The organism is Capnocytophaga haemolytica, from assembly GCF_001553545.1.
Lineage (GTDB): Bacteria > Bacteroidota > Bacteroidia > Flavobacteriales > Flavobacteriaceae > Capnocytophaga > Capnocytophaga haemolytica.
Genome location: NZ_CP014227.1, coordinates 1,636,945 through 1,657,126, shown reverse-complemented (window position 1 = coordinate 1,657,126; position 20,182 = coordinate 1,636,945). Strand labels below are relative to the sequence as shown.

Below are 20,182 nucleotides of genomic sequence, written 5' to 3'. Positions count from 1 at the left end.
AAGCATTAAAATTGTATTCATTGGGCATAGTATTTATATAAAACACCCCAAAATTCCCAGAAAAGGAAGTTGAGGGGTGCTTTTTTATCTCAAAGTTGATCGATTTTTGCACTAATCACGACCGTAAAGCAGTTTACGTAGCGGTTTGCAATATCGAACGAGCCTTTGGAATAGATCAGATCCTGCGATGGCAAGTGTGGTAAAGAGCAGCACCTTGACGTAAAAGTGATCGCCGATGATGGTATTGAGCTTCTCGACCAAAAAGTAGGCGTAATAATGCGTTACATAGATTTCCAACGATATCGTACCTAAGTAAATGAAGAGCGTACGCAACTTACTTTGCCTCGCATTTAGCCACTCACCGAGCTTATAAGAGGCTAAAATACCCGTAAGTGATACTAAATATAGGTGTGTGATCTGCATAAGTTGCTTGAAACTCTCAGAAACGTGTGTGTTTTCCGATAAAAAGCTCGATGTATTGGCTTTTGGCACCCCAAGAATCAAGATTGGGAACGCAAAAATACTAATAATACCCGCTATTCGTACATATTTGATCAAAAAAGGTTCATATTTATGCAGAATGTAGCCCAATGCGAAGTGTACTGTACACCACGACAACTGGTAGAGCCCAAAAGATGGATCGGGTGAACCTAAGGCGAAAAAGGCTATTGCGATCACTCCCCAGAAGGAAAGTAGCACTAATTCCGTGTGTTTTTTGGAGATTTTGAGGGCAAAATAGAGCAAAATGCAGAGCCAAAACAGTATCCACAGGAACCAATTGCCTGTCGCAGGATCGTAAATGAGGTTGTAGAGCCTTGAAATTACGTCCTTATAGTCGAGAATATGATGATAAACAAGTATATTTATGAAAAACCACACAAAAAAAGGGACTACAAGCACCTGAAATCGCTTTTTTAGGTTCACGCGATGGGATTCATTATAGCAAACATAGCCTGAAAGCAGCATAAATAGCGGCATATGGAAGCTATAAATGGTAATAAACAGCCTATTGGTAAGGTCATAGCCCGAAAACCACTGCGAAGCGTGCCCTGCCACCACCAGCGTGATCGCAAATCCTTTTAACAAATCAATGAGTGGATTACGTTTTTGTGCCATAATTGTGCATATATATTATAGGTGAACAACCTCATTTACTGAGGCAAAGGTAAAACAATCATCGCAAATAGCCAAAAAAAGCACAACTTTTATTTTTTAGAGATTTCTTAAAGCTCTAATTACCAACGATTATAATAAATTACTACAAAAAATTATTCAAAAATATTTGTGTAGTTAAAAATTACTGTTTACCTTTGCTGTGTGATATTGAAATCACAAACCTTGTATATTTTTATTAATTCATTTAAAATCAAATTGATATGTTACATCTTACCAAAGAAATTCAGGAGTTTGTAAGCTCCTATCCACCCCGCAACCTCAGTAGGTTGCTATTGCAGAAGCCCCTATTTGCAGGGACTACCAACCGCGATTTGGTGCAACAAATCGAAGGAATTGCCATTGCAAAGAAGAAATTCCCATTTATGCTCAAAGAGGGGATCATTTTCCCCAAGAAAATGAATTTGGAGCAGGCTTCCTCAGAGGCGACCGCCAAGTGGAAAGCCGATGATATGGTGGGAAACAGGTACTTAGACCTTACTGGCGGCAGCGGAATTGACGCCTACTTTATGTCGGAGGGCTTCAAGGAGGTTACTATTGTTGAGCCTGACCGTGAGCTGGTAACGCTGCTGCGTCATAATTGGAAAACCTTTGGCAGGAAAGCCAACTTCTGGCAGGATAAGGCTGAGGACTTTTTGCAGAACGACAAAGATCGCTATGATTGTATTTATTTAGATCCCTCACGTAGAGACGCTTACGGAACGAGAAAGTTCCTTCTCGACGAGTTGGAACCCAACCCCATCGCCTTACAACCGCTGTTGCGCGCGCATACCAATAGGGTGGTGATGAAACTCTCGCCGATGGCAGACCTTAAATACCTATTCAAAATGCTTGAAAATATAGCTATAGTGGCTATCATTGCCGTTAAGAATGAGGTAAAAGAGCTTGTTATCGTGCAGCATTACGACAAAAAACCCGAAGAAGTGCTCGTACATTGTGCCAATTTGGAGGCTAAAGAGCCCGATGTTAGCTTTTTCTACGATGAAATAGAGCAGATTGCAGCTTTATATGCTCCACCAAAGCATTATTTGTACATTCCGAATAACGCAATCTTGAAATCAGGGGCATTTAACTACATTGTACAGCGTTTTGGAGTGGAAAAACTGGAAGCAAATACCCATTTGTACACTTCTGATCGGTTGATAACTACCTTTGCAGGACGAGTGCTCGAGGTTGAAGAGGTTGACATCGATGAAATCATCGGAGGTAAATACAATATCATCAGTAAAAACTACCCTCTCAGTGTAGATGAACTCAAGAAGAAATGTAAGCTCACCGAAGGAGGGGAAGATTATCTCATTTTTACTCGTTCCATTCGTGGGATAGAGATACTTCGAGGTAAATTAATTGATGTACATCCCGATGAAAATGAGCATAACGAGTTAATAGTTCACTCAAATTAGAGGAACTATTCGTTCATTATATTTTAATTATTCATTAAAATCGCAGTTTTTATAAGCTGCGATTTTTTTATTTATGATATATTGTAATTTTTAATGATAAAAATAGCGTTTAATCATTAAAAATTGCAATTGAAATAAAATAAACAGCTGTTATCTTATTATTTTTTATAAAAAATAGTAGTATAATAACTGTTTTTTTATATTTATATACGAAATTATGGAGCATTATAATCATTATTTTTATATAATGATGCACTCTATAAAAGTAAAAGCTATTTATCTCATAGAATTGTACTGTATATATAGGTGTAAAAATAATGTTCTTAACTTAAAAAAATAATTATATAGAGAATAAATACGCTAATATTAATATATATTATAGAAGAAAAGAAGATAGCTCTCTTGAACTTTATAAATGAAAATTTCATAGAATAAGTAAATAATCAAAAAAATATTTAAATTTTAAAATATTGTAAATTATATAGTTATAAAATTTATAAAAATTTTTTCATAAAAAAATTTGCGAGTATCAAAAATTGTTTCTACATTTGCGCCATAGAATTACAACTTAAAATAACAGTAAGCTATGTATACATTATTGCAAGTAAAACGGATCAATGCTGCAAAGCTCAATAATGATGAGTATACGCAGTTTATGAAAGAGGTAGTAACGAATGCTGTTACAGCAACTATCGAGAAACTGGCTATCACTGAGGATCTACTGACAGAGATGCGAAAGAAGATAGATAATCTTACAGAAGCATCGCATCAAAGTCGTGTAAATCAGAGCTCTGATAGTATTGAAGGTTTGGATAAGTTACGTAGCAATTTGCTATCGTACTTAGTGATTGAATTTAAGAATTCACGTAAAAGTGGTGTTCATAATGAGGCTGTTGCAGCTGGTGCACTTTACAAAGAGTTCAAAAACTATACCAGTACGCATAATACACCGAAGCGTCAGAAGTCGCAAATCATCGATTCTTTCCTTAAAGATATCGATAAACCCGAGAATTTAGCGAATATAGATATTTTACGACTCGCTGAATCGGTAAAAAAGCTAAAGGATACCAATAAACGTTATCAAGAGATGGTAGCAGGGCGTTCAGAAGAGGAGCTTAATCGCCCGAGAATCAATGTACGTAAGGAACGCAAGGAGCTTCGTGATCTTTATCTTTATTTGATTGCGCACGCTGAAGCAAAGAATATTGTGGAACCTTCAGATGAAGCAGCAGCATTTATCACCAAAACGAATAAGCTCATTGACGACACGGTAAGAGCGCACAGCCAACGAGTAGGTATAGCGGTTGCCAACAAAAAGAAAAACAATTTAGATGACGAGGAGCTACCTCAACCTGTGGCAGCTTTTAAAGTTACGAATAATTAGATTATACGACATATTTAAGTAGTGTGATTTAGAGTAATTGAGATGTTAAAGTCCCTAATCTTCTGTGAATTTAAACATTAGGGCACCTATAGCAGGAGTGATTTCGTGGTAATTTCATATCACGAAATTTCTCCCTGTTATAGTTTTTTTTATTTTAAAGAGTACCCAAATGGAGTAGAGGAGGAGGGGAAGGAATTTTGAGCTGCAAAAGCCCGCTACAATTACAAGTTAAGGTGTTTGGTGAAGGATATTTGTAGCAAAGAGGCTACTATTCGTATAGGTTTCCCGTTGATAGGGTACACGGATTTGTTGTTGAAGATACTTTGAAAGGAAATAAGCCAGTCATTTTTAGCATAAATGGCAGATAAACGGGTCATAGTCGTAGGGTGCAGCTTGAGTTTCCAAGCTCTAAAAGCATCAGATTGGTTGCCGAAATTAGCGCCGATGATTTCACCAAAAGTAAGCGCCCATCGCTGCCCAAGCACCCAAGTATAGACGTAGCCAAAGTGGAAACCCACTTGAATGTTCTCAAATGAAGTGTCCGTAAGCCCTTGTAAATCAGGGTCGGGCTCAACTCTGTGCCAGTAAACCCCATTACCAAAGAGGAAGCTACCCGCTGATCGCACCTGCAATTCGCTTTGTTCGAAGGCGGCACGAGCCGAAAAGCGCTTGCCATTCCATACGTAAGTGGCTTCAATGCCTACCTGCTGCATCGATAGGTTGCGATAGTTGGGTTCGGTAGGTTTGCTATCCCTGAGGTAGAAACCTTCATAGTCTTGATAATATGCGTCGAAAAATAGGTATTTACCATACCTATGCGCTTGTAAATCAATGATGTTGCTCTTCAGTTTCCGATCGTTCTCCAGAGGGAATATATTAGTTGAAGCCAGTATGTTGATGCCTATAATCTTACGTAGACCCACGCCACCCCAAAGCTAAAAGAAGTGCTGGGGAGATACGTTTTTTTATCTTGGGAAACCATCAGTAACTTTGTGGGTATAAAGGCTTTAAGCCATATATCCTGCGGATAGGGCTGTATATAAGTGGTGTCGCGATCCTGAGCCGATAGGGTAGGAAGAAAAGTTATTGCTAAAAAAGTAAGTAAAATATGTTTTAATTTCATAACTTTGCGCGCTGAAAGCTCCCTTATATTGCAGAAGAAAGCAATTTTAAAAGCGAGTGCAAAAGTAATACAAAAATTTAGAATAATGGAACTTATTGAGAAATATTTTTCACTCACCGAGGCTCAGAAGTTGCAGTTTGGCAAACTCAAGGCCTTGTATGAGGATTGGAATGCAAAGATCAACGTGATCTCTCGCAAGGATATGGACGACTTTTACGAGCGCCACGTGCTGCATTCACTTGCTATTGCCAAGGTAATACGCTTTGCCGAAGGTACTGACATACTTGACGTGGGGACAGGTGGAGGCTTCCCAGGTATTCCACTCGCCCTATTGATGCCCGAGGTACGCTTCACCTTAGTGGATTCCATAGGGAAGAAAATACGAGTTGTAAATGAAGTAGTTACCGTCTTAGGCATTGAGAATGTAATTGCGATACAATCACGCGCTGAAGAGCTCACCGAGGCGTACGACTTTATCGTCAGTAGGGCGGTCACCCAAATGCGCGACTTTGTGCCTTGGGTAAAGCAAAGGGTAAAACGCAACTCACGCCATCAGCTTAAAAACGGTATACTTTATCTCAAAGGGGGTGATCTCACAGCTGAGCTTTCTTCATTCCCTGAGGCACAGCTCACTGAGATAAGTTCATTCTACGAAGAGCCTTTTTTTGAGACAAAGAAGGTAGTTTATCTGCCGCTGAGCTAACCATCGGGTAGCTCTCATCAGGATTGCGCATAATAAAAGTTCTATAAATCAATTGGTTTATAGAACTTTTACGTATCTCAGTTCAGCATCTAAGTATCTGATAAATAAGTTTGTGCTTATATCTTTTTGAGCTGCTGCTGTAACATCTTAATTTGGTCGGTGAGCATCTTCTGTTTGTCGAGCTTTTTAGCATCTGAAAGCAGCTCTTGTGCTTCACGTTTTTTGCGTTTCTGCATCATTATACCCGCAAGACTGAGTTTAACCATCGCGAGGTCAAAATCCATTGACAGACCTAATTGTAAAGCCTTACGGAAGTATTTTTCAGCCTGCGTAAGGTTCTTTTGAGAGTAGATTACACCATACATATAGTTGTAATACCCCTGTTGCTTGCGGATGAGGGCAGTTTTAGGGTCTTTAATCCTTCCGAGCCATTTCTCCATACCAACAAAATCCTGTTTACGTAGTCTTAAAAAGGTAAGGAGGATATATTCGTTCCTAAAATATAGGAATATAGGCACTAATGAAAGGAATATCAGGGCGATACCATTCCATATATTGCGCTCAGTAAACTGATATACAGCCCACAGAATGATAAGCCCAGCTACTACTAATTTAACATATTTATTCTGTAAATATTTCATTCTAATCTTTATTTCGGCTTGCAAAGGTACAAACTTATTTCCAATCTGCAAGTTTTTTAACTTACTTTTTTCAAAAATATCTCCTCTGGATATTCCACTTGAGTTAAGAATAAGCCACACGCTGGCACTGAGGCTCCTGCATTAGAGCGATTTCTACTGTGTATAATCTCTTCAAAATCAGCAAAGGATAACTTATGTAAACCTACCTCAATAAGAGTACCCACCACAGCTCGCACCATATTCCTTAGAAAGCGATCAGCACTGATGGTAAATACAAGCTGTGAATCTACACGTTCCCAATGCGCCTCATAGATTTTGCAGAGATAGGTCTTTACATCTGTATGTGTCTTAGAAAAACATTGAAAGTCGATATATTTAAACAGCACTTGTGCTGCGGTATTCATCGCTTTTATATCTAAAGGCGAATTCAAGTACATACTATATTCATACGCAAAAGCATCCTTCACAGTGCTAATATAGTACTGATAGGTACGCTTTACAGCGTCAAAACGTGCGTGAGCATCATCTTTTACCTTATGCAGTTGGTGGATTGCTATGTCCTTAGGTAAAAAAGCATTGAGCCTATTACAAAAGTACATATCAAGAGGTTCATTTATATCAAAGTGGGCGAACATCTGCTTTGCGTGTACGCCACTGTCAGTACGCCCAGCACCTATGAGCGCAATAGGCGTACGAAGTATGGTACTCATAGCCTTTTCCAATGTTTCCTGCACAGAGTTAGCATTAGGCTGACTTTGCCATCCGTGGTAATTCTTTCCATTGTATGAAAACTCAATAAAGTAACGCATATTATTAATAGGAGAGTAAAAAAGAAGTAGAGACCAAAGTTATACCTCAATCCCTACTTACTTATTTTGTTGTACTTTAATTTCTCTTATTGACCTAATAATTTTTTCAATCTTTGGAAGTTAGCACTGTCACCCAACGCACCGTAGATATTTTTCAACTGTTCCAAAATGCTGTTGTCATTACCATTAGCCTTGGTGTAGTTTTCCAATACTTCAGCACCTTTTTTGAATAAAGTTTCTTTTTGGGCTTTCAGTTCGTTGAACTTCTTAATATCAGCAGCTGAGTTACCGAGTTTGTTCATTTCCTCAATAAGTCCATTGCCCTCATTGATATAAGTAGTTGAAAGGTTCAATGCAGCTTCTGGGTATTTAGGTTTGATTTTCAAGGCTTGCTCAAATCCCTTTCTGGCTTCAGCAATATTGCCCTGCTGCATATTGATTACCCCAATATTGTAGTGAAGGTCAGCGTTGTTAGGGTCTAACTGAGCTGCTTCTTGCATACGTTGCTTGAACTCGTCTTTCTTGTCTAATTGCAAGTAAATATTTGCTTCCGCAAGTATTAAGTTAGCATCTTTTGGATATGCTTTTCTCGCTTCAGCAAAAGCCTTTAAAGCGTCATCACTCTTTCCTTGCTCTACATATATAAAAGCAATATTTTTAATGATGTCTGCACGACGTGACGGTGTTTTTTCTTGTCTTGGCTTGATGTGTGTGCCACCCTTCACCATAATATCACGTTGATTTTTATCAGGGAATGACTCTTCTTTATTAGTTTGCTTGTTGGTAGCGATATACTGCACTTCAGCACCATCATATCCCAAGTCTTTTAACTCTTTATAGTGCTTTAAAGCAGTGTTGTAATCCTTGTTTTCAACGGCTACTACTGCGGCATTGTACAAGAAAACTGTATCACGTGGACTGAGGCGATATACTTGTTCAAAAGCTACTGCTGCATTCTTAAGGTCCTTGCGTTCATAAGTCTGTTGTGCTTGCTTCATTGCCAAGTTCACTGCTTCATTGCTAAGAGCTTGTATTTGGCTCGCATATTTACCTTTGCCTCCTTCCAGTTGTTTTACCTTAGCAAAAGCAGTCGTAGCAGCTTGCAATGACGAGAGTACATTCGTATTCTTCTTAGCCTGTTCAACATTCACAGAACCTTCTAAAAAGTAGAACTGTGGTGCAAACTCAGTACCATCAATGTTTCCTTTCAGGGCATTCAATCCACTCTGTGCCTCTGCTAATTCACCTCTTTTAATCTGTTTCTCAATTTCTTTAAGCTCTTTTTTCTGACCAAAAGCTACAGCTGAAATGAGTAAAGCTGATGCAATTAATAATGGTTTTTTCATATCGTTTTGTAATTTTAAGTACACTGCACTTTGTTTTTATTATGTGTGCCTATTTCACGCCGCAAATGTACATATTTATTTTAACACGACAAATATTTTTATCTAAAATTTATATTAAAATTTTATTTCTTTGCTCTCGTACGGCTCCTTTCTCTTCTCAAATAACCTTGCCGTAAGTTCACCTTCAAGACTAATACGCTCACCTTCAACAAGTAGCCAACTACCTTCGCGTAATCCTACCACAGGGGTGTCGTTAAGTACTAAGAACTCTTTGATGCGCGTCTCGCGTGTCTCGCCCTTGTGCTTACTCGTAGGGTCAGGGTCAAGATAGTGTGGATTGATATTAAAAGGCACCACCCCCAGCGTCTTAAAGCTCGATGGATAGACGATAGGCATATCGTTAGTGGTCTGCATCGTCCGTCCTGCGATGTTACTCCCTGCGCTGGTTCCCATATAAGGTGTACCGCTAAGTACCACCTCGCGCAGTACGTCCATTAGCCCTAAGTCATAAAGCTGCTTTACTAGCAAAAAGGTATTCCCTCCACCTGTGAATATTGCCTGTGCTGTTCTTATAGCTTTAGCAGGGTCTGCAAAGGTGTGCAAGCCGACTATGCGCTTTCCTATTACCTCAAATCCACTCTGTGCCACCTCGGTATAGGCTTCGTGTGTAATCCCACTCGGGCGTGCATAAGGCACAAATAGCACCTCATCTACATTTACAAAGAAAACTGTCATTGCTTCCTTCAAATACGATAAATACGTACCTCCATACACTGTAGAAGTACTGGCTAAAAGTATCTTTTTCATCATTTTAATAGCTTCTAATATAAATTTACTTCCAAACGCTTCTGATTTCTGTATAACTGCGTAGTACAGTCACCTCTTTGTGATTTCTTATATCCGAAACTTTATAGGCAATGGGAGTACAGATACTACTGAGGAAGTTTGCAGAAGGCAACTTAAAGAAGTCTGTTAAGGCACTCAGCGTTTTGATGCGCTGCCTGCTACTGCCATCTCCTGAAAGGCTCACTACCTGCACCTTACCACTAGCAAAAAGCTGGTTAATAGCACTAACAGCAGCTGTATCCGCTGCTTCACCAAGTTCAGTTGCCACTGCTTGCTGCAATTGCGCTGTAAGCTCATTAGCCATAACGTTGCTTTCAATCAGTAGCACTGCCGACTGTCCGTAGAGCACCTCGCTTATGTAGCCTGGCACATAATAAGTTCCTTCATTGCCAATACCCCACGCATCAGCGGCTTTCGCACTTACACCTACTTTGTAAATACCTTGTAATACCCTCACACAGACATACTTTTTTGTTTGCTGTAATACTGCCTTTTCATCAAAATCAAAGTGAAATTGTACCCATTTGGTAAAGTCGTTTTTAGGCAGATAAGCCCCTATCGTCTTATTCAAACTCTCTGTAGTACTCACTTCATTGCCAACATACTGTAAGTATACAGCCGATTTATTCCCTGTCAATGTGCCTGCATTGGCTTTTACAGCTTTTTGTGCCTCATAATTCACTTCGGCTACAGAACCTAAGCTATTAAATTTTATAACTTGGCTTTCTCGTCCTCGAAAAGTCAAGTTAAGTTCCACATCCTTAGCCGCCTCAATCTTTATAGGCTTCAATTGCTGCCCATTGATAAAATCATCACCATTGAACACACAAGCAGGATAAATTTCCTCATTACCATTAATATCCAGAGCGGCAATAGGGTCAATCACTTGCTGTACTTTTACATTCTCGGTGTATTCCGCTTTACCGTTTTGTACTCTCCCTGTTGGAGTAGAGGAGAGCACTTGTTCTCTCTCAACGTGAAAGCGTAATGGGTATAAACCTGAAATCCATTCCTCAAACGATTTTTCAAATACACAACCTACAACGAATATCGATAGGAAGGCGACTACTAAGCTACCACAATATTTCTGCTTCATAAAGTAATAGATTTAAATTTTCGCCAAAGGTACAACTAATTATCCATATCACCAAAAGAATTTAATAAGTTACAAATGTAAACCGCAAGTTATACATTCTCGAAAACTTCAAACTTTTTATTGGTATAAAATATAATAATACATTGAATCTCTTTGTTTACATTTGTATTAGCATTACCTTGAGCCTTTATAGTTTCAGGAGCCGTAACTTTTGTAGATTTGTTTACAGATGTGATTATATTTGTAATGTCAGAATCTTCTTTCTCTACAACGTCGATAGTTTGCTTATTCTCTACTACTGATTTTTGAGCTGTACTCTGACTGAGTTCCTGACTGAATAAATCAATAGGATAAGCCGCTTTTGGCTCCTTCTCAGCCTCTTTTACAGGTGGAAAAATACCTTTTCCCTGTGTAATCCAATACATATCTACCTCGGGGAATTTCTCAACTAAACGCAATATAAAATCCAGACTGGGCTTGTTGCGCTCTGAAAGTAGGTGCGAGATACCTGAGCGCTGTATTTCAAGTGCATCGGCAAAAGCTGAAGCACTTAATCCGTAATAATCCATTATGGTTTGTAGGCGTACTACAAAATCACTTGTGTTTAACATTGTAAATCTATTAGATTGGGTTAATAATTTGCAAATGTAAAACTAATATTTCATATACACAAATCTAAACTTATAAATTTTTACGTGAATGAAGTGTTTATTTATTATAAACTTATAAATATATGAAACAATGATATTTATAATTTTACTATAATTTTTTTCAATAGTATAAAATAGCCTATATACAATAGTGAAATACTTTTTAAGATCTAAAATTGTGTGAAAATAGTGGAGCGTATGTTTACATATTAAGAAAATAATTTTACAAACGTAACTAACTTCATAGAAGTCAGTATGTAATCTTACTTAAAGAACTATGTTAGGAAATAGTCCTTTATAGTATACTGCCTTTGTATATCTCACCTATGTTTATTTCCCATTTTAAAAGAAAGTGAGATACTGCTACAGTACGTGACTAATGCGCTGAAAAAGTATGTGAAAGGGGTGAGGTTGTTTTTCAATTGTTATATTATAAACGTGTTTAAACTTTTTTGAGGAACTTGGAGATAAACCCTAATAGGAGCATTCCAATCCAAGTTACATCAAGATACTCATATCTCATTATCAAACCTTTATATCCGTCAAGCCAACCATTTGCTTGTTCAATCTTAAACCTATTTTTGTACAATTCTTCATCAAAATAAACATCTGGTTGCTCTCCATTTCGGGGATTAGGTTTAATATTTGCTATAATTTCTTTGCTTTCTAAAAAATCTCTAAGAGACTTACTATCAAATCCTGCATCAGCATTGAGAAACAGTCCTTTGTGTTCTATTCCTGCTTCTTCTAATAAAGCTAAGATTTCTTTTAGTACTTCTTCTATTTCATATAAGTCATCGTGATTTCCAGCTTTAGGACTTCCCATTGCTATCATTTGCCCTTTATTATCACACAAAAAAATGCTATTTGTGGTTATGGCTTTTTTTCTTGCTTGATAACCTGCAGATTCTCCTTTTTGACGACAACGTGTATGACTACCATCCAATTGAACGCAAGACATATCTAACTTTCTTTTCTTCTTACTTAATAGATTCAACCATACTCGCTGAAAACTACCATCTTTACTCTATTTATTGAAGTAGTAATAGACATTTTGCCAAGAGATTTCTCCTTTTTCAAAATAGCTTTCAATTGGAAGTTCTCTCCATTGTACCCCTGTTTTTAATCTCTTGAGAATCAATAAAAATATTGAAGCTAAATCAAAATTACTTTTAAATCCTCTTTTTCCTACACTTAAAAAGGGAATAATCCAATTATTTATTGTATCTTTGCCCAAAGTTCCTGAATTTTGGTGTTCTTTTTTTTTCAAACACAAAATTACTAATTTTCGGGAACTTTTACTTCTCTAAAAAAAGTTTAAACAGCTTCTTCTTAATAAACTTACCACACACTCTAAAAGTTGGGGTTATTTGTTCTCTTTTACGCCTATAAAAATATCTACTTCGGAGGTATCACCTTGCTGAGACTTCTCGGTGTAGCGCTCATAGTCATATATATAAGTGCGATTGAGCGTGGCGTCGTTGTCCCAGATATGTTGCCACATTGCCCCTACAGCTTGAGGCATTGCGCCTTTGGCTACAAACTTTTCAAAAGTTTGTTCAGGGAATTCCCTGCCTTCTAAGCCGTCGGGAATCGTGCTGAGCGTGGTAACTTCCACTCCTATTATACAAGTATAAGGCTCGGTATAGTCCTTTTGGTAATCGGTGTAGATGCTGTAAATGGCATCGCTTACCTTATTGGGTATTTTTGCCAAAATTTGCTCGCTAAAAAAGCGTTGCCAAAGGTTTCCGATGTCTTGCATCGCTTGTCCGTTCTGATTGGTAGTGCGTACACTAATTCCTATGATTTTCATTTTCTTTTTATTTAAATAGTTTTTAATAAATTCTTTTTAACTTCTTACAAACTTGCCGATACTCTCTAAAAGTTGGGGTTATTTGTTCTCTTTTACGCCTATAAAAATATCTACTTCGGAGGTATCACCTTGCTGAGACTTCTCGGTGTAGCGCTCATAGTCGTATATATAAGTGCGATTGAGCGTGGCGTCGTTGTCCCAGATATGTTGCCACATTGCCCCTACAGCTTGAGGCATTGCGCCTTTGGCTACAAACTTTTCAAAAGTTTGTTCAGGGAATTCCCTGCCTTCTAAGCCGTCGGGAATCGTGCTGAGCGTGGTAACTTCCACTCCTATGATACAAGTATAAGGCTCGGTATAGTCCTTTTGGTAATCGGTGTAGATGCTGTAAATGGCATCGCTTACCTTATTGGGTATTTTTGCCAAAATTTGCTCGCTAAAAAAGCGTTGCCAAAGGTTTCCGATGTCTTGCATCGCTTGTCCGTTCTGATTGGTAGTGCGTACACTAATTCCTATTATTTTCATTTTTTTGTATTTAATTCGTTTTTAATAAATTCTCTTCTAACTTCTTACAAACTTCCCGATACTCTCTAAAAGTTGGGGTTTGTCTTCCAAAGCGATTTTAGCGATGGCATAAAACTCGCGTACCCACTTCTCGAAGGCGGCGAAAGCGGCGTCTTTGTCCTTAGTAGCCTGCTGACTTTCACCTCTTTCGAGGACGTAAGTGGCTTCGGCTTGCTTTACATCGGCGAGGATGGTGAGCTGGGTTTCGATATGCTCAGCAGTGATTTTAAGTTTGTTGAGCGGAGTGAGCAAATCGGGTTTAGCTTTGAGCTCTTTGTAGAACGCCTCGATGTCTTCAAGGAGCTTATTGGTACGCAAAGGTGCCACTCCCTTGATATGAAGGGCAATAAGGATTTTAGGCTCCTCTTTGTAAATGATTTTAGCCTTTTTGCGGTCGGTAGCGTAAGTGTTTTTAAAGGCTTCGAGCTTTTTGGAGAACTCGTTATAGGCGAGAGCTTCCTCGGAGGTCTCACGCTTATTGGTTTCGTATATCTGGGCGGCGGTATCGTACAGGGCTTTGCCTTGTGCGATTTCCTTATCGCCATAACCGTACTCAGCTAATTCCTTTTTCAGGACATCATTCTTGGAAATATTCTCAAAAATGAAGGAATAATTCTTGAATTTTTCGAATGAGATGTGGATAATTGCCATATTGATTGAATTTTTAAATGATTATTAAATTATTTTTACTATTTTTTACTTGATTTTGCGTTCCCATGACTTAATATTGTATTCCCGTGAGTTGATATTCCGTTCCCATAATCTAATATTGCGTCCCCTTGAGTTGATTTTGTATTTCCACGACTTAATATTGTGTTCCCGTGAGTTAATATTGGAACTTTTATAGTCTATTAAGATTTAAATTTACCAAATATTATTTTTCAAAAGCAAAAATACATATTTTTTTAGAATATCTATATTATACTATTCTATCCACTCTATATTGTCTGGATTTTTTAAATAAATTTCTCTCAAAATTTTAGCTATTTGAGTATTTTTGTCTTTAATAGTAATAATTAAAGTATCTATTGCTCTTGTAAGAGGAATTAATGTCCACAAATTTACAAATCTTTCTCTCTTTTCTTCAAAGGATTCTAAAGCTAACTCTTCTTGATTAATTTCTTCTTTATATGTATTGAATTTATACTTCATAAATTCATCTAACTCTAAACAAACAACAGTCCACCCTTCTAAACCTCTACATGATTCATATTGTAAAAGTCTATGTTGATTAATATCTACAGGATAATTTGTCCTTAAATCTTGTTTTGTGCCATCCCATATAGAAATCTCTTTTTTGAAAAATTCTTCTGTTTTAATAAAATATCTTTCTTCTTTTCCTTCTTGATTTCTCTTATAAACTAAATTAGGTGGACATAGGAACATCATGTCATAGGCACTATTCAGGTTAGCTTTACATGCTTCAAACTCTCTTTTATGGAGTTCTTCTGTATAATCTCCTATTTTGACAATTATTTTTCCTCCATAATAGTCTTCCTTTGCTTTTAAATTCCAATTTGTATTTAATTTAGCAGCTATATCATTTACAAAATTTACAAGTACTATTTTTTGTCGCAAACTTATTTTTTCATTTGTTTTTACAAAATCTATATCTTTCCTCAATCCTTCTATCCAATTACATCTTCTTTGAGAACGAATTAATTGATCTACTCCATCTGCTACAATAGATTTTTGTCTTCCAAAAATAAAAAAAATGATTTTCTTTTCTATTTCATTCCAATCCTGACCTTCATCAATTAACACATAATCCCATGCTATTTGTTGATGTCTTGTTTTCATTAATTTTTCTAAGTCAGAATGTTCTATTAGTTTATTTTTTACGTACTCATAAAACTCATTTAACAAATCATAATAGCGATTTAAGTAATTGGGTATGTAGACATTTCCTTTATTACTTTTTTCAGTTTGTATTTCAAAACCTAATAATATTTCATAAAAAAATTTATGAAGAGTTGATATATTGACGGAACGACTATCTATATCATCAGGTATTTCACCCAAAGCTAGTATTCTTTTTATATCACTAACTAAAGCATGATTATAAGTAAGTATCAAACACCTTGCTCCTTTATTTTCAGCTAAATCACAAGCAATATTAATTAGTTTTATAGTCTTTCCTGTTCCAGCTCTTCCAGAAATAACAACAAGTTTTTCTCCTATGGCTTGTGCATAAATTTGTTCTTTAAGTATTTTTTTTGTGATTTGTTCTAATTTTCTTCTATTTAAGTCTCCCATAGATTCTTTGACTTTTGAAAACAAATCAAAAATCCTATCCATTTCATTAAAATCATAACTTTGATTGTATTTTAAACTTTTAAAAGTACAATATCCTTTAGGTTGATTAGTATCTTTATTTATAGGATTATAAGGTATTGATTGAACGCAGGCTAATTGGAATAACCATCTTAAAGTAAATTTATTAGGTAGATAATTATGCTTATCATAAAGGTTAGGATTACTATTTAAAAAATCTTTTTTAATTGTGTCAGCACTTACATTACGAAGCCAGATGAAATTACATATATATGGAGAAAAGTTAAGTCTATCTTCAAAATAATTTTTTAGTGAATATTTCTGATTTTCACTTTGGGTTGTAACATCGTGAAGTTTATCGTTATAACGGACTAATAAAGTTGTGCCTTCCAATTTAATTTTATCAGCAGAATGAAGTTTTGTTTCGATTACAAAACAAAAATCATTTATAAAGAGATTCCTATTTTCTTGAGGATAAAATATTTCTTTCTCATTTTGGAAAGTTTTTGATTTTGTTTTAATATTCATTGAAAATTTATCGAAATTTCCTATTACAATAATATCAACATCCTTTGTTTCTTGACCGAAAAGTGTTACATTACTTAATATTAAAATCTCTCCATTTGTACTTGGAAATTTTCTAAGTTCTTCTTCAAAAATTTCTTTCAGAACAATAGCATCTTTATATTCATTAGAGTCCTGTTTCCCTTTTATTTTAATAGTTACTCCCATTTCTATATTTTTAATTGATACTATAAGTTATTTTTTCCTTTCTCTCAGCAAAAAAAATAACATTAATTGTCTATTTTCCTCAAAAAAACTTTGACAAAGCTCATTTTAATTCCCTTTTATACAACGAATTTTGCCAAAGTGCCGTGATTAACCATTAATCATTAACCGTTAATCATTGTTTGTACATTTTTTCGCGGAGTTCTTGAATATTCTTGTCATCCATATATTCATCAAAGGTCATATAGCGGTCAATAATGCCACTAGGGGTGAGCTCGATGATACGATTGGCGACGGTTTGCGAAAATTCGTGGTCGTGAGTGGTGAAAAGCACGGTGCCTTTGAAGTTTTTCAGCGAGTTGTTGAAGGCGGTGATGCTCTCCAAATCCAAGTGGTTGGTAGGTTCGTTCAGCATTAGCACATTGGCGCGCAACATCATCATACGGCTGAGCATACAGCGCACTTTCTCGCCTCCTGAGAGCACTTTGCAGTTTTTGAGGGCTTCCTCGCCACTGAAAAGCATCTTGCCCAAGAAGCCACGCACGTATACTTCCTCGCGTTCTTCCTCTGTTTTTGCCCATTGGCGCAACCAATCCACCAAAGAAAGGTCTTGGGTGAAAAAATCGGAGTTATCCACAGGAAGGTAAGACTGTGAGGTGGTAATTCCCCACGCAAAAGTACCCGCATCGGGCTTGAAGTTGCCGTTGAGAATCTCATAAAAAGCAGTGGTGGCGCGTGAATCCTTAGAAATCACGGCTACTTTGTCGTCTTTGGCAAGGTTGATGTCCACATTTTGGAACAATACCTGTCCGTCGATAGATGCAGCGAGGTTTTCCACGTGTAGGATTTGGTCTCCCGCCTCGCGGTCACGGTCGAAAATGATGGCAGGGTAGCGACGAGAAGACGGTTTGATTTCCTCGATATTGAGTTTCTCCAACATCTTCTTACGAGAGGTCGCCTGCTTTGATTTTGCCACATTGGCACTGAATCGCGCAATAAATTCTTGTAACTCTTTGGATTTCTCTTCCGCCTTTTTGTTCTGTTGCGCACGCTGACGTGCTGCCAACTGACTACTTTCGTACCAGAAAGTATAGTTACCCGAAAAATGGTTGATTTTTCCGAAGTCAATATCCGAGATATGGGTACAAACGGCATCGAGGAAGTGGCGGTCGTGGGAAACGACAATCACCGTATTGTCATAGTTTGCCAAAAAGTTCTCTAACCAACCGATAGTCTCGAAGTCGAGGTCGTTGGTAGGCTCGTCCATGATGAGTACATCGGGGTTGCCAAATAGCGCTTGTGCCAAAAGTACACGCACTTTGAGTTTGCCGTCCATTTCGGACATTAGAGTATAGTGCATATCCTCAGAGATGCCCAAATTGGAGAGCAAAGCAGCCGCATCGCTCTCGGCATTCCAGCCGTTCATCTCGTCAAACTGCATTTGTAGCTCACCAATGCGTTCGGCGTGCTCATCGGAATAGTCCGCATAGAGGTCGTCCATCTCTTTTTTGACTTTGGAGAGGACTTTATTGCCCATAATCACGGTGTCAAGCACAGTATAGTCGTCATAAGCGTAGTGGTCTTGTTCAAGCACCGACATACGCTTGCCTGGTTCGAGGATCACACGCCCCGAAGTAGGTTCTTGCTTGCCTGAAAGGATTTTAAGGAATGTAGATTTGCCTGCCCCATTGGCACCGATAATGCCGTAGCAGTTGCCTTGTGTAAAAGTTACATTGACCTCATCGAAGAGGACGCGCTTGCCGAATTGTACGGATAAATTGGATACTGATAACATTCTATTTTAGTGTTTAGTAATTAGTAGGTAAGGGTCGGTTTCGGGCGGCAAAGATACAACTTTTTAATGGATAATGAATAATATACAATGAATAATTTATCTCGCAGGTTCAGGGATTAGGATGCAAGAGCTACCTCTGATAAAGGAATAACGAACGAGGTACGAAAGCAATACGAATACAAAGGCGCAGACACAGCTATGATGACACAAAAAAATCTCTTGTTAATAAGCTTTAACAAGAGATTGACTGTGCCTGAGAAGGGACTCGAACCCATACTCCGAAGAACACGTACCTGAAACGTGCGCGTATACCAATTTCGCCACTCAGGCTTCATTTCTGATTTCGGCGGCAAAGGTACAACCTTATTTTTTAACTACCAAACTTTTTCTGAAAAAGTTTTCTTTGGAGAGCAGTAGGCAACAATTGCAGAGCAGCACTACCCCCTAATCCTTATTATTTATTCCCTACTACCACCAATGCCTTCGAAGTCTTTTCATCAAAAGGTTCTTTCTTGAAGTTGCCATAGTGCTGCACTTGTGCAAAGCCTACTTTGGCAAGTAGCTCAGTGAATTGCTCGCAGGTGATAATGGTTAGGTCTTCCTCAGCGTGGAGATGACTGTCAAGCACTGCCTTAAAGCGTATGGTCTGGGCATCTTTAAGGTAGTATGAACGCTCAAAACGCACCTCTGGTTTGTCAATTAAGGGCAGATCGCCTAAATAATCCTCCTTGCGCTGTGCAAGGTAGAGGGCAAAGTTTACCACCTGAACGATGAGTTTACCCCCTATGCGCAGTTTGCTATGGGCTTGCTGCAAAAAGTGCTCCACTGTGCTAAGACCATTTAGATGGGGTAATGTATTGCCTATATTAATCATCGCATCGTAGGTATGAGGCAAGTCGCCAATGGTGAGCATATCTTTATAGAGCACGGCTACACCCTTAGCACGAGCTTGGGCAATAAGGCTCTCACTGAGGTCGATAGCAGTAACTTCCAAGCCTTTATGCTGCAAATAAGCCGCAAGACTTCCCGTTGCAGCCCCTATGTCGAGAACGCGTTGCCCCGCACTGAGTTCGCTATCAAAAAAGGCTTTATGTGATGGCGATAGCGGAAAGATAAGGTCGTATTTCGCTGCAATTGTATCGTAAAAATGCTGTATATCGTGTTGATGACTCATAATGTTATGATTTGAATTTACCCTGCAAAAGTAAGGCATTTATATTACACGGACAATTTTTTAGGCAAAAAAATACACCCGCACTTTACTAATGATGCAAAGCGCGGGTGCATTCTTTATTCCTCAATGGATTAAAGTTCCCTGAATGCAGTGTGCAACAGGCGACGCTTGTCGTTGAGGGCTTCTTCCATTGAAATCATCGTTTCGGAGCGCGATACGCCTTGTATCTCACTGATCATATAGATGATTTCCTTGGCGTGCTGTGTATCTTTAGCACGGATCTTGCAAAAGAGATTATAACGCCCTGTGGTGACGTGTGCTACTGTTACGTAAGGGATTTCCTCCAAACGTTGTAGCACAAACTGCGCTTGGTGGTTCTTCTCCAAAAAGAGACCCACATAGGCAATAAAGGTGTACCCCAGCTTGTCGTAATCAACAGTGAGGGTTGAGCCTTTGATAATGCCTGTTTCCTCCATCTTGCGCACACGCACGTGTACCGTACCTGCCGAGATGTCTAACTTCTTAGCTATATCAGTGAAAGGAGTACGCGTATTGTCAATAAGCATATCCAAAATCTGATGGTCTATTTCATCCAATTTAAATCTTCCCATTGTAAATACCTTTTAATTTGTTTGAAAGTGCAAAGCAACGCCTTTTTT

Annotated in this window: 21 protein-coding genes and 1 tRNA gene; 3 read left to right on the top strand and 19 right to left on the bottom strand. The window is 38.0% G+C overall.

Annotated elements, in window-relative coordinates:
* Nucleotides 1-111: 111 nt before the first annotated feature.
* Entirely contained in the window at nt 112-1,116 is a 1,005-nt protein-coding gene (locus tag AXF12_RS07470; protein ID WP_066429831.1) for an acyltransferase family protein, read from the bottom strand.
* A 260-nt stretch (nt 1,117-1,376) separates the two neighbouring features.
* Here AXF12_RS07470 and AXF12_RS07465 point away from each other — a divergent pair, with 260 nt between their 5' ends.
* Together AXF12_RS07465 and AXF12_RS07460 are read left to right on the top strand one after the other, a co-directional pair.
* A complete protein-coding gene (locus AXF12_RS07465; RefSeq protein ID WP_066429827.1) occupies nt 1,377-2,576 on the top strand; it encodes a class I SAM-dependent methyltransferase in 1,200 nt (399 codons plus the stop codon).
* 586 nt (nt 2,577-3,162) lie between these two features.
* On the top strand, nt 3,163-3,960 hold the full coding sequence (locus AXF12_RS07460; RefSeq protein WP_066429825.1) for a DUF6261 family protein: 798 nt from the start codon (nt 3,163-3,165) through the stop codon (nt 3,958-3,960).
* Nucleotides 3,961-4,181: 221 nt separating this feature from the next.
* Here the strand turns inward: AXF12_RS07460 and AXF12_RS07455 are convergent, their stop codons facing one another.
* Both AXF12_RS07455 and AXF12_RS12100 read right to left on the bottom strand, forming a co-directional pair.
* A complete protein-coding gene (locus tag AXF12_RS07455; RefSeq protein WP_066429822.1) occupies nt 4,182-4,883 on the bottom strand; it encodes a DUF4421 family protein in 702 nt (233 codons plus the stop codon).
* Entirely contained in the window at nt 4,862-5,083 is a 222-nt protein-coding gene (locus AXF12_RS12100; RefSeq protein ID WP_066429820.1) for a hypothetical protein, read from the bottom strand. Before AXF12_RS12100 ends, AXF12_RS07455 begins: the two co-directional genes overlap by 22 nt.
* 85 nt (nt 5,084-5,168) lie before the next feature.
* On the opposite strand from AXF12_RS12100, the gene rsmG reads away from it, so the two are divergent.
* A complete protein-coding gene (gene rsmG / locus AXF12_RS07445; RefSeq protein WP_066431882.1) occupies nt 5,169-5,786 on the top strand; it encodes a 16S rRNA (guanine(527)-N(7))-methyltransferase RsmG in 618 nt (205 codons plus the stop codon).
* 116 nt (nt 5,787-5,902) lie between these two features.
* Here rsmG and AXF12_RS07440 read toward each other — a convergent pair whose 3' ends face one another.
* The 16 genes from AXF12_RS07440 to AXF12_RS07370 form a co-directional block, all read right to left on the bottom strand.
* Complete coding sequence (locus AXF12_RS07440; protein ID WP_066429818.1) at nt 5,903-6,427, bottom strand: tetratricopeptide repeat protein; 525 nt, start codon at nt 6,425-6,427, stop codon at nt 5,903-5,905.
* Nucleotides 6,428-6,483: 56 nt separating this feature from the next.
* Complete coding sequence (truA, locus tag AXF12_RS07435) at nt 6,484-7,236, bottom strand: tRNA pseudouridine(38-40) synthase TruA (protein WP_066429812.1); 753 nt, start codon at nt 7,234-7,236, stop codon at nt 6,484-6,486.
* 86 nt (nt 7,237-7,322) lie between these two features.
* Nucleotides 7,323-8,582, bottom strand: a complete 1,260-nt coding sequence (locus tag AXF12_RS07430) for a tetratricopeptide repeat protein (protein ID WP_066429810.1) — start codon at nt 8,580-8,582, stop codon at nt 7,323-7,325.
* A 114-nt stretch (nt 8,583-8,696) separates the two neighbouring features.
* Entirely contained in the window at nt 8,697-9,389 is a 693-nt protein-coding gene (gene pepE, locus AXF12_RS07425) for a dipeptidase PepE (RefSeq protein WP_066429804.1), read from the bottom strand.
* 25 nt (nt 9,390-9,414) lie between these two features.
* On the bottom strand, nt 9,415-10,524 hold the full coding sequence (locus AXF12_RS07420) for a thiol-activated cytolysin family protein (RefSeq protein WP_066429803.1): 1,110 nt from the start codon (nt 10,522-10,524) through the stop codon (nt 9,415-9,417).
* A gap of 89 nt (nt 10,525-10,613) precedes the next feature.
* Nucleotides 10,614-11,135 carry a helix-turn-helix domain-containing protein gene (locus AXF12_RS07415; RefSeq protein WP_066429801.1) on the bottom strand — a complete coding sequence of 174 codons (522 nt, stop codon included), beginning with the start codon at nt 11,133-11,135 and terminating at the stop codon, nt 10,614-10,616.
* A gap of 481 nt (nt 11,136-11,616) precedes the next feature.
* On the bottom strand, nt 11,617-12,135 hold the full coding sequence (locus tag AXF12_RS07410) for a transposase (protein WP_082753014.1): 519 nt from the start codon (nt 12,133-12,135) through the stop codon (nt 11,617-11,619).
* Between the two features lie 66 nt (nt 12,136-12,201).
* Nucleotides 12,202-12,444: a hypothetical protein gene (locus tag AXF12_RS12540; RefSeq protein ID WP_231909923.1), complete on the bottom strand. Its 243-nt coding sequence runs from the start codon at nt 12,442-12,444 to the stop codon at nt 12,202-12,204.
* A 96-nt stretch (nt 12,445-12,540) separates the two neighbouring features.
* A complete protein-coding gene (locus AXF12_RS07405; protein WP_066429799.1) occupies nt 12,541-12,987 on the bottom strand; it encodes a GyrI-like domain-containing protein in 447 nt (148 codons plus the stop codon).
* Between the two features lie 78 nt (nt 12,988-13,065).
* Nucleotides 13,066-13,512, bottom strand: a complete 447-nt coding sequence (locus AXF12_RS07400) for a GyrI-like domain-containing protein (protein ID WP_066429799.1) — start codon at nt 13,510-13,512, stop codon at nt 13,066-13,068.
* A 36-nt stretch (nt 13,513-13,548) separates the two neighbouring features.
* Nucleotides 13,549-14,202, bottom strand: coding sequence for a PQLLE family protein (locus tag AXF12_RS07395; RefSeq protein WP_066429796.1), 654 nt, complete (start codon nt 14,200-14,202; stop codon nt 13,549-13,551).
* Between the two features lie 273 nt (nt 14,203-14,475).
* On the bottom strand, nt 14,476-16,557 hold the full coding sequence (locus AXF12_RS07390; RefSeq protein ID WP_231909924.1) for an AAA family ATPase: 2,082 nt from the start codon (nt 16,555-16,557) through the stop codon (nt 14,476-14,478).
* 172 nt (nt 16,558-16,729) lie between these two features.
* The gene (locus tag AXF12_RS07385; RefSeq protein WP_066429792.1) at nt 16,730-18,349 is read right to left on the bottom strand and encodes an ABC-F family ATP-binding cassette domain-containing protein; all 1,620 of its coding nucleotides are present in this window, start codon (nt 18,347-18,349) and stop codon (nt 16,730-16,732) included.
* A gap of 250 nt (nt 18,350-18,599) precedes the next feature.
* Nucleotides 18,600-18,679 (bottom strand) — tRNA-Leu (locus AXF12_RS07380).
* A gap of 124 nt (nt 18,680-18,803) precedes the next feature.
* Entirely contained in the window at nt 18,804-19,523 is a 720-nt protein-coding gene (locus tag AXF12_RS07375; protein ID WP_066429789.1) for a class I SAM-dependent methyltransferase, read from the bottom strand.
* Between the two features lie 131 nt (nt 19,524-19,654).
* Nucleotides 19,655-20,134 carry an Lrp/AsnC family transcriptional regulator gene (locus tag AXF12_RS07370; protein ID WP_066429782.1) on the bottom strand — a complete coding sequence of 160 codons (480 nt, stop codon included), beginning with the start codon at nt 20,132-20,134 and terminating at the stop codon, nt 19,655-19,657.
* Nucleotides 20,135-20,182: the final 48 nt, after the last annotated feature.

What these genes read in the sequence shown, in the direction of transcription:
- AXF12_RS07440 (WP_066429818.1), bottom strand. Translation starts at nt 6,427, where the DNA reads ATGAAATATTTACAGAATAAATATGTTAAATTAGTAGTAGCTGGGCTT.
- AXF12_RS07385 (WP_066429792.1), bottom strand. Translation starts at nt 18,349, where the DNA reads ATGTTATCAGTATCCAATTTATCCGTACAATTCGGCAAGCGCGTCCTC.
- AXF12_RS07465 (WP_066429827.1), top strand. Translation starts at nt 1,377, where the DNA reads ATGTTACATCTTACCAAAGAAATTCAGGAGTTTGTAAGCTCCTATCCA.
- truA (WP_066429812.1), bottom strand. Translation starts at nt 7,236, where the DNA reads ATGCGTTACTTTATTGAGTTTTCATACAATGGAAAGAATTACCACGGA.
- AXF12_RS07370 (WP_066429782.1), bottom strand. Translation starts at nt 20,134, where the DNA reads ATGGGAAGATTTAAATTGGATGAAATAGACCATCAGATTTTGGATATG.
- AXF12_RS07410 (WP_082753014.1), bottom strand. Translation starts at nt 12,135, where the DNA reads ATGTCTTGCGTTCAATTGGATGGTAGTCATACACGTTGTCGTCAAAAA.
- AXF12_RS07390 (WP_231909924.1), bottom strand. Translation starts at nt 16,557, where the DNA reads ATGGGAGTAACTATTAAAATAAAAGGGAAACAGGACTCTAATGAATAT.
- AXF12_RS07470 (WP_066429831.1), bottom strand. Translation starts at nt 1,116, where the DNA reads ATGGCACAAAAACGTAATCCACTCATTGATTTGTTAAAAGGATTTGCG.
- AXF12_RS07415 (WP_066429801.1), bottom strand. Translation starts at nt 11,135, where the DNA reads ATGTTAAACACAAGTGATTTTGTAGTACGCCTACAAACCATAATGGAT.
- AXF12_RS12100 (WP_066429820.1), bottom strand. Translation starts at nt 5,083, where the DNA reads ATGAAATTAAAACATATTTTACTTACTTTTTTAGCAATAACTTTTCTT.
- AXF12_RS07420 (WP_066429803.1), bottom strand. Translation starts at nt 10,524, where the DNA reads ATGAAGCAGAAATATTGTGGTAGCTTAGTAGTCGCCTTCCTATCGATA.
- AXF12_RS07405 (WP_066429799.1), bottom strand. Translation starts at nt 12,987, where the DNA reads ATGAAAATCATAGGAATTAGTGTACGCACTACCAATCAGAACGGACAA.
- AXF12_RS07460 (WP_066429825.1), top strand. Translation starts at nt 3,163, where the DNA reads ATGTATACATTATTGCAAGTAAAACGGATCAATGCTGCAAAGCTCAAT.
- AXF12_RS07430 (WP_066429810.1), bottom strand. Translation starts at nt 8,582, where the DNA reads ATGAAAAAACCATTATTAATTGCATCAGCTTTACTCATTTCAGCTGTA.
- AXF12_RS07395 (WP_066429796.1), bottom strand. Translation starts at nt 14,202, where the DNA reads ATGGCAATTATCCACATCTCATTCGAAAAATTCAAGAATTATTCCTTC.
- AXF12_RS07400 (WP_066429799.1), bottom strand. Translation starts at nt 13,512, where the DNA reads ATGAAAATAATAGGAATTAGTGTACGCACTACCAATCAGAACGGACAA.
- rsmG (WP_066431882.1), top strand. Translation starts at nt 5,169, where the DNA reads ATGGAACTTATTGAGAAATATTTTTCACTCACCGAGGCTCAGAAGTTG.
- pepE (WP_066429804.1), bottom strand. Translation starts at nt 9,389, where the DNA reads ATGAAAAAGATACTTTTAGCCAGTACTTCTACAGTGTATGGAGGTACG.
- AXF12_RS07375 (WP_066429789.1), bottom strand. Translation starts at nt 19,523, where the DNA reads ATGAGTCATCAACACGATATACAGCATTTTTACGATACAATTGCAGCG.